The sequence below is a fragment of the Streptomyces sp. NBC_01016 genome (assembly GCF_026341035.1).
GTDB lineage: Bacteria > Actinomycetota > Actinomycetes > Streptomycetales > Streptomycetaceae > Streptomyces.
In genome coordinates, this window is record NZ_JAPEOQ010000001.1 from 5,469,072 (window position 1) to 5,483,660 (window position 14,589).

Annotated in this window: 14 protein-coding genes and 1 riboswitch; of the genes, 4 read left to right on the forward strand and 10 right to left on the reverse strand. The window is 71.4% G+C overall.

The window, feature by feature from the left end; genetic code table 11:
- Position 1: 1 nt before the first annotated feature.
- Positions 2-754: an aminoglycoside adenylyltransferase family protein gene (locus OG746_RS24640; RefSeq protein ID WP_266717953.1), complete on the reverse strand. Its 753-nt coding sequence runs from the start codon at positions 752-754 to the stop codon at positions 2-4.
- Between the two features lie 193 nt (positions 755-947).
- Here OG746_RS24640 and OG746_RS24645 point away from each other — a divergent pair, with 193 nt between their 5' ends.
- Entirely contained in the window at positions 948-1,841 is an 894-nt protein-coding gene (locus OG746_RS24645; RefSeq protein ID WP_266717955.1) for a phosphatidylinositol-specific phospholipase C/glycerophosphodiester phosphodiesterase family protein, read from the forward strand.
- A gap of 111 nt (positions 1,842-1,952) precedes the next feature.
- On the forward strand, positions 1,953-2,147 hold the full coding sequence (locus OG746_RS24650) for a hypothetical protein (RefSeq protein WP_266717957.1): 195 nt from the start codon (positions 1,953-1,955) through the stop codon (positions 2,145-2,147).
- 120 nt (positions 2,148-2,267) lie between these two features.
- On the opposite strand, the gene OG746_RS24655 is transcribed toward OG746_RS24650, so the two are convergent.
- A complete protein-coding gene (locus tag OG746_RS24655; RefSeq protein WP_266717958.1) occupies positions 2,268-3,440 on the reverse strand; it encodes a phosphodiester glycosidase family protein in 1,173 nt (390 codons plus the stop codon).
- Between the two features lie 98 nt (positions 3,441-3,538).
- On the reverse strand, positions 3,539-3,895 hold the full coding sequence (locus OG746_RS24660) for a DUF779 domain-containing protein (RefSeq protein WP_266717959.1): 357 nt from the start codon (positions 3,893-3,895) through the stop codon (positions 3,539-3,541).
- Positions 3,896-3,969: 74 nt separating this feature from the next.
- On the opposite strand from OG746_RS24660, the gene OG746_RS24665 reads away from it, so the two are divergent.
- A complete protein-coding gene (locus OG746_RS24665; protein WP_266717960.1) occupies positions 3,970-4,332 on the forward strand; it encodes a hypothetical protein in 363 nt (120 codons plus the stop codon).
- 62 nt (positions 4,333-4,394) lie between these two features.
- On the opposite strand, the gene OG746_RS24670 is transcribed toward OG746_RS24665, so the two are convergent.
- Positions 4,395-5,543: a hypothetical protein gene (locus OG746_RS24670; protein WP_266717962.1), complete on the reverse strand. Its 1,149-nt coding sequence runs from the start codon at positions 5,541-5,543 to the stop codon at positions 4,395-4,397.
- A gap of 158 nt (positions 5,544-5,701) precedes the next feature.
- On the opposite strand from OG746_RS24670, the gene OG746_RS24675 reads away from it, so the two are divergent.
- Complete coding sequence (locus OG746_RS24675; protein ID WP_266717964.1) at positions 5,702-6,322, forward strand: L-threonylcarbamoyladenylate synthase; 621 nt, start codon at positions 5,702-5,704, stop codon at positions 6,320-6,322.
- 35 nt (positions 6,323-6,357) lie between these two features.
- Here OG746_RS24675 and OG746_RS24680 read toward each other — a convergent pair whose 3' ends face one another.
- The 6 genes from OG746_RS24680 to OG746_RS24705 all read right to left on the reverse strand — a co-directional run bounded on the left by OG746_RS24680 (position 6,358) and on the right by OG746_RS24705 (position 14,503).
- Positions 6,358-7,134 (reverse strand): ABC transporter ATP-binding protein, encoded by a 777-nt coding sequence (locus tag OG746_RS24680; RefSeq protein ID WP_266717965.1) that lies wholly within the window; start codon positions 7,132-7,134, stop codon positions 6,358-6,360.
- Positions 7,131-8,177 carry a FecCD family ABC transporter permease gene (locus OG746_RS24685; protein WP_524540448.1) on the reverse strand — a complete coding sequence of 349 codons (1,047 nt, stop codon included), beginning with the start codon at positions 8,175-8,177 and terminating at the stop codon, positions 7,131-7,133. Before OG746_RS24685 ends, OG746_RS24680 begins: the two co-directional genes overlap by 4 nt.
- Before the next feature lie 26 nt (positions 8,178-8,203).
- A complete protein-coding gene (locus OG746_RS24690) occupies positions 8,204-9,259 on the reverse strand; it encodes an ABC transporter substrate-binding protein (RefSeq protein WP_266717967.1) in 1,056 nt (351 codons plus the stop codon).
- Positions 9,260-9,295: 36 nt separating this feature from the next.
- Positions 9,296-9,485: riboswitch (cobalamin riboswitch) on the reverse strand.
- 52 nt (positions 9,486-9,537) lie between these two features.
- Positions 9,538-11,724, reverse strand: a complete 2,187-nt coding sequence (locus tag OG746_RS24695) for a phosphoinositide-specific phospholipase C-related protein (protein ID WP_266717969.1) — start codon at positions 11,722-11,724, stop codon at positions 9,538-9,540.
- 30 nt (positions 11,725-11,754) lie between these two features.
- Entirely contained in the window at positions 11,755-13,017 is a 1,263-nt protein-coding gene (locus tag OG746_RS24700; protein ID WP_266717971.1) for an arginine deiminase, read from the reverse strand.
- A 34-nt stretch (positions 13,018-13,051) separates the two neighbouring features.
- The gene (locus tag OG746_RS24705) at positions 13,052-14,503 is read right to left on the reverse strand and encodes a basic amino acid/polyamine antiporter (protein WP_266717973.1); all 1,452 of its coding nucleotides are present in this window, start codon (positions 14,501-14,503) and stop codon (positions 13,052-13,054) included.
- Positions 14,504-14,589 lie beyond the last annotated feature (86 nt).

A 14,589-nucleotide genomic window follows, 5' to 3' on the forward strand; every position in this document is an offset into this window, starting at 1 on the left:
GCTACGTGACTCGCTCGGCCTCGGCGACCAGTACCTCCGCGTCGCGCCGCAGCCGGGTCCTTAGCCGCGCCCACGATTCCTCCGCCTCGCCCAGGTACACCGCGCGGGCATGCGCCAGCACCGCGCGGTTCTCCTCCGGGAGCCGAGCCAGGGCCCAGTCCGCCGCCGCGTCCTTCGAGAGGATCTCGCCGGTCGCGAGGGTGGCCCAGACGCGGGCCAGTGTCAGGACCACATTGCGGGTGTCAGTCTCCAACTCCTCGAGGAGCGCCGGGATCCCGGCCGCGGTCGCGCGGCGCACATCGGATTCCGGAACCGGGTCGAGCAGTTCGGTGGCGGGCGGCCCGAACAGGGCGACACCGCGCTGTCGCACCATCGTGACCAGCAGCGCCAGGTCCTCGTCCGCCTCGGGCCGCGGCATCTCCCCGCGCTCGTACGCGTCCCGGAGCCATTCGCCGTACTGGAACTCCCGCACCGGCGGAAACCGCCAGGGCCGCACATCGGCGAGCTGTACGAGCGTCAACTCCACCGGACGGTCCGGGCCGTGTGCCGCACCCGCCCCGGACAGGTTCATCAGCCCGCCGACGAGATGCGCGCGCTGGTCGGGGGTCGTGGAAGCGCCCGTCACGGCGAACACGTCCACGTCGCTGTGCGGGCGCAGGCCGCCGGAGACCGCCGAGCCGTAGAGATACGCGGCCACCAGATCCGGCCCGAGCACCTCGCGCAGCACCTCCACCACGCACTCCACCTGGCGCACGGCCGACTCCCTTCGCTTTCCGTCGATCCTTCGCCCGTCCCCGCCATCATGCACGCCCGTGACCAGTGGGTTGTGGTGGCCCCGCGGTGAACCGGGGGTGCCAGTCGCGCCAACTCCCGTCACACCTCTGCCCCTTGATGACCCGCGCCCCGCATACTCACCGTGTCCCACCGGCCCACCACGGGAGGCACGCATGGCCCCGACCACCCGCCGCAGAGCCCTCGGTACCCTCGCCGCCGCGCTCGCCGTCGGTGTCACCACCCCCAACCTGGCCCAGGCCGCCGCGGCCAAGCGCGGCCCCGCGCCCCTGCGGCGCGCCCACGCCCACAACGACTACGAGCACCCGAGACCCCTGTTCGACGCGCTCGACCAGCGGTTCAACAGCGTCGAGGCCGACATCTACCTCGTGAACGGCGACCTCCTCGTCGCCCACGACCCCGTCGACCTCGACCCCGCGCGCACCCTCGACTCCCTCTACCTCGCCCCACTCGCCGCCCGCGTGAAGGCCAACCACGGTTCGGTGTACCGGGGTTGGCGCACCCCGCTGCAGCTCCTCGTCGACATCAAGACCGACGGCGCGGCGACGTACCAGGAACTCGACCGCCAATTGCGCCGCTACGGCCGCCTCTTCACCACGTACGACCGCGGGCGCGTGCGGAGCGGAGCCGTCACCGTCGTCGTCTCCGGCGACCGGGCCGCCCGCCCGCCGATGGAGGCGCAGGCCAGGCGCAGCGCCTTCTACGACGGCCGCCTCACCGACCTCGGTAGCGCGGCGCCCGCCTCGCTCATCCCGCTCATCAGCGACAACTGGGCCAACAACTTCACCTGGCGGGGGAGCGGGCCGATGCCCGCCGCCGAACGCGACAAGCTGCGCGGGATCGTCGGCGCCGCCCACGCGCGCGGCCAGCGCGTCCGCTTCTGGGAGACACCCGATGTCGCCGGGCCCGAACGCGACGCCGTCTGGGCCGAATTGATCGCCGCCGACGTCGACCACCTCAACACGGACGACCTCGCGGGGCTGCGGGCGTTCCTGGAGGCCCATGACAAGGTGCACGCCGGAGCCCACGGCAAGAGTTCCGGCCGGTGACCCCGGGTTAACACCCGTTCGGGGGACAGGTCATGCCCCGGTCGGCGCCCTCCGCTGCGTCACACTTGCGGCCGATAGCCACGGTGTTGACGTGGCGGAGGAGGTTCGGCGATGTCTCTGTCCATTTCCGTGGTGCTGTTGCTGCTCATCGTCGCGGTGATCTTCCTGCGCAACGGAGCGATGAAGTTCTCGCACGCGCTCGTCTGCGTCCTGCTCGGCTTCCTGCTCGCGGGCACCGACGCGGCGCCGACCATCCACGACGGCATCAATTCCACCGCGGGGCTGGTCAGCAGCCTCAGCCCGTGAGGCAACCGGCTCAGCATGCCGGGCAATTGAAGACAACCCGAAGCTGGTGCAGTCACGGTCGCCCGCACGAACTTCAGCGGTTCCGTCCGGGCGACCGGCCGTTGTGGCCCTCCCGTGGTGCTACTTCGTGGCCGAGAACACCCCTATCCCATTCGCGACCGCCCGCTCCGGCGGGTCGCTGGGGTGGTTGCGGACCGACACTGCGGGCGCGCCGGGTGCGCGTGCCACGAGGGTCGACGAACCGCCGCCGTCCAGGCTGAACGCGTCGTCCGAGCCCAAGGACCGCATCGTGGCGGCCACTTCGGTCATCGACATGCCGGTGCGGTAGGCGGGCGCGCCGTCCAGGGCCAGCAGGATCAGCTCATGGCCGCCGTCCCCGATGCCCGCCGCCGTGCGCACCGCCGACGTCGTCGCGTCCAGGCCGGGCAGCGGCGCGCCGTCCCGCAGCACGGGATACCCGCCGATCGCGAAGCGGTACGGGATGTGCGAGCGCGCGGCGACGAGCCGGTGGTGGACCGCGACCGGGTCACCCGGTGACAGCTTGCGCAGCCACTGCGCGCCGGCCTCCCTGCCGACCAGGACCGTGGTGTCGGCCGCTATGGGCCCGCTGCCGGGTGTGTCGGCCGACGACACGACGCGCCCGTGCCGCACCGTCACCTCGTACGTGTCCGTGGTGCAGGGAGCCGCCCGCTGGGTGTCGGTGCCGCAGGTGGCACGCACCCGCGACACGCTGCCCCAGTCGGACGTGAACGCCCCGACCGAGCCGACCGGCAGCGCGTACTGGTTCAGCCCGCCCAGCGGCATGCGGTCGTCCCGGGTACGTATCGAGCCGTCGAGCTCCAGGCTGTCGAGGCGGGCCCGCCGGTCGACCCCGACGCCGAGGACGTCCCGGGTGGAGGTGCCGGGCGGCAGGGCCGGGCCGAAGCGCTGCCCGTCCGGCACGGCCGCCTTGAGCGTGTGCCCGCGGGCGATGGCGGGGCCGACGGAGGCGCCGGTGACCTCGACGCCCGGATGCTGGGTCTCCGAGATGTTGAAGAAGTCCCCGTTGACCCCGCCGACGGCGCCGGCCGTGTCGGACATCGAGGAGACGGTGGCGCGGGCCCCGACCGCGCCGGGGTGCAGGAGGTCGACCCGCACGCGCGGGTCGGTCAGATCGACGGTGAGGACATGGGCGTGTGCGGTGCCCTTGGCGGCGGGAACGTCGAACTCCGTGTACGTGACGCCCGGAGCGACCCGCTCGCCCGAAGCGGCGCCGGCCGGCGCCGCACCCGTCAGGGCGGCACCGGCCAGCATCGAAGCGACCCCGAGGGTCGCAAGGACTCTTCTGCCTCGCTTGCCAACTCTCGTCTGCATGCGGGGAGTTCAGCAGACGCGGGGTCGCACGTCGATGGCTAGGTACCGACCAGCCGGGAACGGATCAGGAAACGTACGCCTTCGGGTGCTTCGAGGGAGAAGCCGCTGCCGCGTCCCTCGACGACGTCGACGATGAGCCGCGTATGGCTCCACACCTCGTACTGGCTCTTGGACATCCAGAACGAGACCGGCTCCGCCACCCCCTCCACCACGAGATCGGCGAGCAGCACATCGGAGGCTCCCGTGCGGAACTCGCCCGCCAAATAGCACATCGGTGCACTGCCGTCGCAGCAGCCACCGGACTGGTGGAACATCAGCGGACCGTGGGCCTCGTGCAGCCGCCGCACCAGCTCGGCGGCCGCGTCCGTCAGCTCCACGCGGGGTACGTCGGTCATGTCACCCAGTCAAAGGGGTGGGACGTTGCGACCACGTTGCACGCGCGACACGGACCCCGGCATAAGCTCCCCACATGGAACAGAGGGAGATCATTCTGCGGGCCATCGGCGTGCTCACCGAGACGCACGAGATGGTGCGCAGGCTCAGCGACGGCGAGGCACTCGACACCGACTTGACGCAACTGGGGCGGCTCGTGTCGGAGGTGTTCCCGACCATCGAGATCCCGTCGGGGGCCACTGCGGAGGAGGCGGCCGAACTGGCCATCGCCGCGCTGATGCCGGCGAGCGTGTCGCTCGTGGAGGCGTTCGCGTTCCTCTTCACGCAGCTCGCCAAGGTCCACGACGAGGGCCGCATCGACGTCAACTCCAGCGAACTGCTGCAGGAGATCGCGCTGCGGATGTCCGATCCGGGCGCGGCGGAGGCAGAGGAGGAGTGAGGGGAGCGGGCGCCCGCCCCGTGCGGGCGCCCGACCGACTGGCCATCAATGCCGTTGGGGACCTACTTCTGCGGCCCCCGGAAGCGTCCGAACGCCTTGCCGAGGGTGCCGAACGGTGAGGCGTCCTTGGCGTCCGGGTCCGTCGGCGCCTGCGCCGGGGCGTCGCCGCGCGGCACCTCGGCGAGCGCGGCGCGTGCCGCTTCGGCCGCCTCGCGGTAGCTGTCCCGGGACCTGGTCATCGCGTCGAGCGCCTCGGCGTACTTCGTGACCATGTCCTGCGCGTGCGTCAGCTCCTCGTCGGGCGTGAGCAGATGCCAGCCGTCGCGCAGACGTGTGAGGGCCTGCTGCGCCTCGTCGGTCAGCGGCCGCGGGAACGCGGTGAACTCCCGGATCCGGTCGATCAGTTCGGTCGGCTCGCTGCCGTCGAGGAACACGCTGCGCACGGTGAAACGGTCCGCCGCATAGTCCGGGTGCGGCGGCGTGGTCGGCAGCACGATGCCGCCGCCGCGCGGCATCCCGGCCTTGAAGTCCTTGCGCAGCCCGAAGTCCACGATCTGCGCCTGGTCGGGCGTCGCCCGGTGCTCGATCACCCGGTGCTGCAGGCTCGGCGGCAGGTGCTGCGTGATCGACTGCTGGCCGCGGGCGTCCGGCGTCATCGCCTCGTGGATGACGACATGCACGTACCAGCTGGAGCGCGAGCAGTCCTTGAGGAGGCGGCGCAGCGCGTCGTCGTCCTTGGGGAGGTGGTTCGGGGCCCGCAGGCGCAGCCCCGCCACCGTGTCGTGGTCCCAGGGCACCCGATCGCTGTCCGGCCAGAACATCGGCGCGGGCGACGGCCAGGCCAGCTCCCAGGCCCGCTCCGCCTCCGCGGCGAGAATCCAGGTGACGCCTTCGGAGTCCTTGGCGCGGGTGTCGGGGTCGTACGTCGTGAGCTGGCCGCGCACGGTGACGTTCTCGGCGACGCGCCAGCGCGCCTCGAACACCCGGCGGGCGCCGGGTCCTGGACCGGCCTCCTCTGCGCGCGGGTGCAGCACGGTGGACCGCGCCGCGTCCTCGGGATCGAGGTCGAGGAAGTCGTCGAGCACACCCGCCGCCTTGAGGGCGATCAGGTTGCGCCGGACGTCGCGCTCGGGATCGGGCCCGAGGTGGCGTCCGCGTCCGAGCCAGGCGGTGTCGGGGACGGGTGTCGGGAGTGAGTTCTTCTTCGCCATGGAGTCGTTCTGTGAGTGATCGGGGCGCGACCAGTATGGGTCCGTGGGCGCGCGAGGGCCAGGGCAGGGTGGTCCGGTGTCGGGATTGTCGCGCGTACGCGCCCGATTCGCCCCTCGTGTACCCCGGCGTGGCGCGCCCGATCACGTACGCTCGCCGAATGGCCAGGTACTACGACGTGCACCCAGCAAACCCGCAAGCGCGCCTGATCTCCGCGATCGCCGACGGCATCCGCGACAGCGCGCTTGTCGCCTACCCCACGGACTCCTGCTACGCGCTCGGCTGCCGGCTCGGCAACCGGGCGGGAGTCGACCGGATCCGCACCATCCGGCAGCTCGACGATCGGCACCACTTCACACTGGTCTGTCAGGATTTCGCCCAGCTCGGCAGGTTCGTCCAGATCGACAACGACGTGTTCCGCGCCATCAAGGCGGCCACGCCCGGCAGTTACACCTTCATCCTGCCCGCGACGCGCGAGGTGCCGCGGCAGCTGCAGCACCCGAAGAAGAAGACCGTGGGCGTGCGCATCCCCGACCACGTGGTGACGCAGGCGCTGCTCGCCGAGCTCGGCGAGCCGCTGCTGTCCAGCACGCTGCTGCTGCCCGGCGAGGAGGAGCCGCTCACCCAGGGCTGGGAGATCAAGGAGCAGCTCGACCACCAGGTGGACGCCGTCGTGGACTCCGGCGACTGCGGCACCGTGCCCACCACGGTCATCGACTTCTCCGGCGGGGAGGCCGAGATCGTACGGCGCGGTGCCGGGGACACCGAGCGCTTCGAGTGACGCGGGTCGAGTGAGGGTGAGGCGGTCCGGGTGACTCAGTCCGGTGACGTCGTGCCCAGATAGCGGATGTGCGGGCGGGCGCCGGGGCGGGTGACCTCGGCGCGCACCCCGTACACGTCGGCAATCAGTTCCTCGGTCAGTACGTCGCCCGGCTCCCCGGCCGCCACCACGCGGCCCTCGCACAGCACGACGACCCGCGCGCAGTAGGTGGCCGCGAGGTTCAGGTCGTGCAGGGCGACGACGGACGTGATGCCCAGCGTGCCGATCAGGTCGAGGAGTTCGAGCTGGTGCTGGATGTCGAGGTGGTTGGTCGGCTCGTCGAGCAGCAGCTCGCGCGGCTCCTGCGCGAGCGCCCGCGCGATCTGCACCCGCTGGCGTTCGCCGCCGGACAGCGTGTGCCACAGGCGGTGCGCCCGGTCGGCGAGCCCGCTGCGGTCCAGGGCGGAGCGCACGGCGGCCTCGTCCGCCGCCGACGCGGGTTGCCAGGCGCGGCGGTGCGGGACCCGGCCCAGGCGTACGACGTCGGCGACGGTCAACTCGACCTGGGCGTCGGGCTGTTGCTGCACCATGGCGATGCGCCGCGCGGCCTGCCTGCGGCCCACGGAGGCGAGCGGGTCACCGTCGAGCGTGACGACGCCGCTGTCCGGGGCGAGCACCCCGGACAGCAGGCGCAACAGGGTCGACTTGCCCGAGCCGTTGGGGCCGAGGATGCCGGTGACGGTCCCGGGCTCCGGCGCCACGGACACCCCGTCGAGCACCAGCGCGCCACCCGGCGACCACGACACGCGCTCCGCGCGCAGCCCCGCCGTCACCGCACACCCCGCCCGCGGTACAGCACCAGCACGAACGCCGGGACACCGATCAGCGAGGTCACCACACCCACCGGAACCTCCTGAGGTTCGAGCACCGTCCGCGCCACCGTGTCCACCCACACCAGGAACACCGCTCCCGCGAGCGCCGTCACCGGCAGCAGCCGGGTGTGCCCCGGACCGACCAGGGCGCGCGCCGCGTGCGGCAGCACCAGGCCGACGAAGCCGATCGCACCCGCCGCGCTGACCAGGGCCGCCGTGAGCAGCGCCGTCACGCACAGCAGCACGATCCGGGTGCGGGCCACCCGCACGCCGAGCGTGGCCGCCGCCTCCGCGCCGAAGGCGAACGCGTCGAGGGTGCGCCCGTAGGCCAGGCACACCACGAGCGTGACGGCGAGCACGGCCAGGCACATCCACACCTCGGTCCAGCCGACTCCGCTGAGCGAGCCGAGCAGCCAGAACAGCACGCCGCGCGTCGTCTCCGCGTCCGCAGAAGTCAGTACGACGAACGAGGTCAGCGCCGAGAACAGCTGCATCGCGGCGACCCCGCACAGCACCACCCGGTCCGTGCTGCCGCCCAGCGTGTGACTGAGCACCAGGACCAGCGCGAACGAACAGACGGCGCCGACGAACGCGCCGCCGGACACCGAGATGGCGCCCCCGCCGAGCCCGAGCACGACGACCAGCACGGCCCCGGTCGACGCGCCCGACGAGACGCCGAGCACGAACGGATCGGCCAGCGGATTGCGCAGCAGCGCCTGAAGCACCGTGCCGCACACCGCGAGCCCCGCCCCGCACACCGCCGCGAGCAGCGTCCGCGGCAGCCGCAGATTCCATACGATGCCGTCCCGGATCGGCGAGAGATCCGAGGTCGCCAGGCCCATCCGGTCGCCCACCGCAGCCCACACGTCACCGACCTGGATCTGCGCGGGACCGAGGGTGATGGCGAAGGCGACGGAGGCGCACAGCGCGGCGATGCCGGCCGCCCAGGCGAGCGTGGCGCGCAGGGAGACCCGCGAAGAAGCCTTCGGGGGCGCTGCCGTCACCGCGGGAGCCGGAACCGTGCGAGCCGTCACTTGGCGAGGCCGAACTCGCGCAGCCCCGCGGCGACCTTCTCCACGCCGTCGACCGTGCGGATGGTCGGGTTCATGGCCTGCCCGCTCAGACGCACGTACCGCTTCTTCTTCACGGCGGTCATGTGCTTGGTGACCGGGTTGGACTCCAGGAACTTGATCTTCTGTGCGGCCGACTCCGCCGACTGCGAGCGGCGCGTCAGATCGCCGATCACCAGCACGTCAGGATCACGGTCCGCGACCGTCTCCCAGTTGACCTGTGGCCACTCCGTGCGCGTGTCGTCGAAGACATTGCGCGCCCCGAGCTCCTTGGTGACGACGCCGGGGGCGCCGCAACAGCCCGCCATGTAGGGCGAGTCGGAGTTCGCGAACCAGTACAGGACGTCCACGCCGTGCGCGTCGACCCCCGAAGTGGCGGTGCGGACGCGTGACTTGAGCTTGTCGATCAGCTTTTCGCCGCGCTCCTCGACGTCGAAGACGCGCGCCAGATCGCGGATCTCGCCGTACACGACGTCGAGCCCGAGGGCCTTGGTCCGCACACCGTCACCGTCGCCGCCGTTGTCCTTGCCCGCACAGTCGCTGGGGGAGAGGTACGTGGGCACGCCGAGCTTCTCGAACTCCTCACGCGGCGCCACACCACCCTTGCCGAGGGTGTACGTGAACGAGGCCGCCGCGAAGTCCGGTTCGGTGCCGAGGACCTTCTCGAACGACGGGTAGCGGTCGGCCAGGCGCGGCACCTTCGCGTTGGCCTTCGCCAGGTTCTTGGGGACCGGGTCGGTCCAGGTGCCGGTGCCGACCATCCGGTCCTCGAGGCCGAGCGAGAGCATGATCTCGGCGGAGCCCTGGTCGAGGGCGACGGCGCGGCGCGGGGCGTGCTCGACCCGCACCTTCTCGCCGCAGTTGTCGAGCGTGACACCGCCGCCCTTGTCGGCACCGTCCTCGGTGGCGGCGGTCGTGCCGCACCCGGTGAGCAGCAGGGCGCCCGCCAACAGGGGTGCGCATCGGCGGAGTTGACGTGCGAACAGCACGGAAGTTCCTTCGCGTCCAGGGCTCATACGCGGAGCCGGCCTACGGTCCGCCCCCGTGCCACGCGGCACTGGAGGCCGCCAGCAGGTCTTCGGACTCGGGGTCGTCCGCGCGAAGCGCCTTCCCGGGTCGATGTGCCGACCCAGTGGCAGTGGCTCCGCCCGTCACCCTCACCGCTGCGCGTCAGTTCCGGGTTCGCACCGGATTCCCTGACCCGTGTGCGTAGAAAAACACACAAAGGTACGACTGGCTCGGCGAAACTATCACGCGGAGGCGATCGTGGTCCCGGCGGCGGTGCCGGAGCCGGTCAGCGGCCCTCGTTGAGCGCGTCCACCGCGCCCTGCGCGTCCCCGATCGTCGCGTAGTCCACGGCGACGAAGTTCACCGGCCTGCCGCGCTCGCGTTCGCAGCGGTGCGCCCGGTCGAGGACGTAGCGGCGGGCGTTGACCTCGCCCGCGTCGATGCGGCTGCCGCCGTTGTTGGTGATGAAGTGGTTGAGGAGGAACAGCCGTTTGTCGTCGCCGCCGCGGTGGGGGACGCAGCTCATCTGGTCCGGGGAGCGGAAGGAGAACGGCGTCTCCATGCCGTAGCGGTAGAAGTTGCGGTACCAGGAGGCCGGGGTGTCCGCCTTCTCGGCGAAGACGACCAGGCGGCGGCCGCTGTCGATCATCTCGCCGAGCGTCGGCCAGGGCTTCGCCGGATCGGCGTCGGGACGGTGGACCAGCTTGTCCAACCCGGCCTGGTGGAAGGCCTTTCGGGTGTCCTCGGCGGAGATCGCGTCCTGGACGATCAGGGTGACCACTTCGTTCGGGTGGTCCTTCATCCAGTCGCCGATCTCGCGCAGCGTCGGCACCAGGGAGATCGCCCCGGCCCTGCACACCGCGTGGCACAGCCACAGCCCCTTGCGCGGCGGATTGATCCGGTTGACCGCGGACCTCACCAGCGCCTGCTGCTCGGCCGTGAAGTCGGAGTTGTCCAGACGCTCGGTGATCTCCTCGGGAGTCTCCCAGCGGTAGGTGTCCAGCTGCATCGCGCGCACCCCGTGGTCCAGCTGCGTGCTGATGGGCGGGTCCTGCAGCGGCCCGATGAAGTGGTCGGCGGTCGTCGACATCGCATTGTGCGAGGTCAGATACGCGACCTCGTCATAGGGGCGGTCGCACAGCTCGGTGCTGCCCTCGCACTCGCGGGCCGCCGCGGGGGAGGCGGCCAGCGGCATCAGCACCATCCCCGCGACCGCCAGGCACGTCGCCCCGAACCCCAGGCCGACCGCCCGCCGCGGCGACCCGAGCCGCTCCCGCGCCACCCGCGGGACCCGGCCCACCCGCTCCGAGCGGGCGAGCAGGCCGACCCCGGCGAGCAGCGCCCCGGCGAGCACGGGGACGAGCGCGGCCCACAGCGCCGTGCTGGTGAGGTGGCCGACGGCGGCGCGCTGCACGTCGTCGACGAGACGGGTGAGGCTCGGCGGCCACGAGTCGGGAGGCGCCACGAGCTGCCCGTCCGTGACCAGGCGCGTCACCCAGGCGGCCAGCGCGGCGAGCACCCCGCCCGCCACGAGCGGGACCCCGAGCAGGATCAGCCGGCGCCCCGGCTGCTGCGGACCGAGCAGCCACAGCGCCGTGAGGGACAGCAACAGCAGTACCGCCGCGACGACTTCGAGCACCCCGAGGCCGACCGCCGTGTACGGGCGCGCCTCGTGCAGGCCCGAGAGATCGTTGCCGGACGCCTCGAGGGTGTCGGTCAGGTCCCAGGTGCCGCCATCGACGAGCGCCCGGAGCTGGGCCGCGGCGCCCTGGAAGCGTTCCGTGACGGTGGCCGGGGCGACGGCGGCGAGCGCGGTGCCGACGTCCCCGTCCGCGAGCGCCGTCTCGACCTCCGGTCGCAGTTCCGCGCGCTCCCCGGCCGGTACGAGGGCGAGCAGCGTGTCGGTGACGCGGCTCGCCTGGTCCGGCGTCAGCGGCAGCTGCGGCAGGCCTTCGGGCGCCCGCCCGGCGGCCAGTTCGCGCACCTCGTCGGCGAGCGTCGCCCGGAACCGGTCGAAGTCGGGCTCGGAGCGGTTCTGGACGCCCGCGACGAGATCGCCGAAGTAGGTGTGCGCCAGATCGCCGAGGTTGGCGAGGACCGGGCGCAGGTCGACGACGAGGCGCAGGTCGTCACGGTCGCCGTTCAGATAGCCGACCACCGCGTCGATCTGCTGCCGGGTCAGGTCGCGCAGCGTGTCCGGCGGCAGGACCAGCTTGATGTTGGAGGTGATCTGGGCCTCCGGCACGGCGAGCCGGGCCAGCAGGTCGCGGGTGACCGGGGAGGCTTCCGGGTCCACCAGGACCTCGTTGTAGAGCCGGTCGTAGGCGTGCTGCTCGTCGAGGACCGCGGCGTGGAAGCCGGGGTCGAGCAGCGTGCCGCGGACGGTGGCCGTGACGCACACGGTCAGGGTGGCGAGGGCGGCCACGACGAGGGCCACCACGCGGAGCAGCGTATGGAGCGCGACCTTCTCCATGCCCTTGACGGTACCGGTCCCGGGCCCTTCTCAGTAGTCGAGCGGGTCCCTGATGATGGGGCAGGTCATGCAGTGGCCGCCGCCGCGCCCCCGGCCGAGTTCGGCGCCGACGATGGTGATGACCTCGACGCCCGCCTTGCGCAGCAGCGTGTTCGTCTGGGTGTTGCGGTCGTAGGTGAAGACCACGCCGGGTTCGAGGGCGACCGCGTTGTTGCCGCTGTCCCACTGCTGGCGCTCGGACGCGTACACGTCGCCGCCCGTCTCGATCACCTGGAGGTCGCCGATGCCCAGGGCCTTCGCGACGACGTCGGTGAACGCGGCCGAGCCCTCGTCGGTGATCTCCAGGCCCGGCGCCTTGTCGCTGGGGCGCAGCGAGAACGTGTGCACCGCGTCCATGATCTTCGGGTAGAGCGTGACGATGTCGCGGTCGGCGAAGGTGAAGACGGTGTCCAGGTGCATCGCGGAGCGCAGCTTCGGCATCCCGGCGACGATGACGCGCTCGGCGGCGCCGCGCTCGAACAGGGAGGCCGCGACCTGCGTGATGGCCTGCCGCGAGGTGCGCTCGCTCATGCCCATCAGGACGACGCCCTTGCCGACGGGCATGATGTCGCCGCCCTCGAAGCTCGCCTGCCCCCAGTCCTGTTCGGGATCGCCCCACCACACGGTCGAGCCCGCGAAGTCCGGGTGGAACTCGTACACGGCTTTCATCAGTAGCGTCTCGTCGTGCCGCGCGGGCCAGTACAGCGGATTGAGGGTGAGGCCGCCATACAGCCAGCACGTGGTGTCGCGGGTGTAGAGGGTGTTGGGCAGCGGCGGCATCAAGTACTCGCGCACACCGGTGGATTCGCGCGCCAGGGACACGTACGGGGAGCGGTAGTCGTCGGGCAGGTCGGTGGTGGCGAGCCCGCCGATGAGGTACTCGGCGAGCTGCCGGTGATCGAGACCCTCCAGGAACGCCCGGGTGTCGTCGATCAGGCCGAGCCCGACCTGATTGGCGACGATCTTCCGGTCCAGGAGCCAGGACTTCGCCTCCGGGATCGCCATCGTCTCCGCGAGCAGCTCGTGCAGCTCGACGACCTCGACGCCGCGCCCGCGCAGCTTGTTGACGAAGTCGGCGTGGTCGCGCTGGGCGTTCTCCACCCACATCACGTCGTCGAAGAGCAGGTCGTCCGCGTTGGTCGGGGTCAGCCTGCGGTGCGCGAGCCCCGGCGCGCAGACGAGGACCTTGCGCAGCCGGCCCACCTCGGAGTGGACGCCGTACGGGACGGGAGCGGAGCTGTCGGGGTCGGTCACGGGGTGCCTCCCGGGGCGGGGGTGGGACGGGTGGTCACAGGCTGATCCAGCCGGCGGCCAGGGCGACGATGCCGATCACCGCGCCGATGACGGAGACGGCGAGGATGACGAACTCACGCGGCGAGAACAGGCGGCGGCCCTGCTCGCGGCGGGCCATCACGAAGAGGATGGTGGCCGGGGCGTAGAAGATCAGCGAGACGAGGACGAACTTCAACCCCGCCGCGTACAGCAGGAACGCCGTGTAGATCACGGCCACCCACGCGATGGTCAGTTCACGGTTCGAGGTGCGGCCGCCCGCGGTGAGCGGATCGGCGCGCATGCCGATCTTCGCGGCGAACGCGGCCGCCAGCAGATACGGGATCAGGGACAGGGCGCTGGTCAGGTCGAGCGCGAAGTTGAAGGCGTCGTCGGAGAACGCGGTGACGACGAGCACGACCTGGGTCAGGATCGTGGTCATCAGCAGGGCGGGCACCGGCACGTCCGCGGCGTTGGCGCGGCGCAGGAAGCGCGGCATGTCGTCGTCCTTCGCGGCGACGAACAGTACCTCGGCGGCCATCAGCGTCCAGGCCAGATAGGCGCCGAGCACGGACACGATGAGGCCGACGCTGATGAAGACCTTGCCCCAGGTGCCGACCGCCTCCTCCAGGACCCCCGCCATGGACGGCTGGCGCAGCTCGGCGATCTCGCTCATCGGCATGATCCCGTAACTGACGATCACGACGGAGGCGAAGATGGCGAAGACGCTGAGGAAGCCGAGGATCGTGGCCCTGCCGACGTCCTCGCGGCGCTTCGCGTGCCGAGAGTAGACGCTGGCGCCCTCCACGCCGAGGAAGACGAAGACGGTGGCCAGCATCGTGCCCTTGACCTGGCTGAACAAGGAGCCGGCGTAATCGGCGCCGCCCCAGTTCTCGGCGAACGCGCTCGGATCGAAGAAGACGAGCGCCAGGATCACGAAGATGATGATCGGCACGACCTTGGCCACGGTGACGATCCTGTTGATCGCCGCGGCCTCCTTCACACCGCGGCGGATCATCAGGAAGAACGCCCACAGGCCCACGGAGGAGAGGATCACGGCGAGCGCGGTGTCGCCCTCGCCGAGGCTCGACCAGATCGTGCCGACCGTCGACATGATCAGCACCCAGTACGTCACGTTGCCCACGCACGAGCTGGCCCAGTAGCCGAAGGCGGAGAAGAAGCCGACGTACTCGCCGAAGCCCGCCTTGGCGTAGGCGTAGACGCCCGCGTCCAGATCGGGCCTGCGCACGGCGAGGGACTGGAAGACGAAGGCGAGCATGAGCATGCCGGTACCGGCGATCGCCCAGGAGATGAGCGCTCCCGCCACCCCCGTCTGCTCGGCGAAACGCGCCGGGAGGGAGAACACCCCGGCGCCGACCATGGAGCCGATGACCATGGTGGTGAGGGTGAACAGGGCCAGTTTCGCGGGCGGTGGGGAGGTCTGGGACTCCGTAGAGACCTGCTGCTCCATCACGTCCCCTTCGGTTGCGGTGCGGGGGAGCTGGGACGCTCGGGGAACAGTTTTCTACCAACATGTTGAGAGGTGCACCTTTTAGG

What these genes read in the sequence shown, in the direction of transcription:
- OG746_RS24645 (WP_266717955.1), top strand. Translation starts at nt 948, where the DNA reads ATGGCCCCGACCACCCGCCGCAGAGCCCTCGGTACCCTCGCCGCCGCG.
- OG746_RS24650 (WP_266717957.1), top strand. Translation starts at nt 1,953, where the DNA reads ATGTCTCTGTCCATTTCCGTGGTGCTGTTGCTGCTCATCGTCGCGGTG.
- OG746_RS24655 (WP_266717958.1), bottom strand. Translation starts at nt 3,440, where the DNA reads ATGCTGGCCGGTGCCGCCCTGACGGGTGCGGCGCCGGCCGGCGCCGCT.
- OG746_RS24660 (WP_266717959.1), bottom strand. Translation starts at nt 3,895, where the DNA reads ATGACCGACGTACCCCGCGTGGAGCTGACGGACGCGGCCGCCGAGCTG.
- OG746_RS24665 (WP_266717960.1), top strand. Translation starts at nt 3,970, where the DNA reads ATGGAACAGAGGGAGATCATTCTGCGGGCCATCGGCGTGCTCACCGAG.
- OG746_RS24670 (WP_266717962.1), bottom strand. Translation starts at nt 5,543, where the DNA reads ATGGCGAAGAAGAACTCACTCCCGACACCCGTCCCCGACACCGCCTGG.
- OG746_RS24675 (WP_266717964.1), top strand. Translation starts at nt 5,702, where the DNA reads ATGGCCAGGTACTACGACGTGCACCCAGCAAACCCGCAAGCGCGCCTG.
- OG746_RS24690 (WP_266717967.1), bottom strand. Translation starts at nt 9,259, where the DNA reads ATGAGCCCTGGACGCGAAGGAACTTCCGTGCTGTTCGCACGTCAACTC.
- OG746_RS24695 (WP_266717969.1), bottom strand. Translation starts at nt 11,724, where the DNA reads ATGGAGAAGGTCGCGCTCCATACGCTGCTCCGCGTGGTGGCCCTCGTC.
- OG746_RS24705 (WP_266717973.1), bottom strand. Translation starts at nt 14,503, where the DNA reads ATGGAGCAGCAGGTCTCTACGGAGTCCCAGACCTCCCCACCGCCCGCG.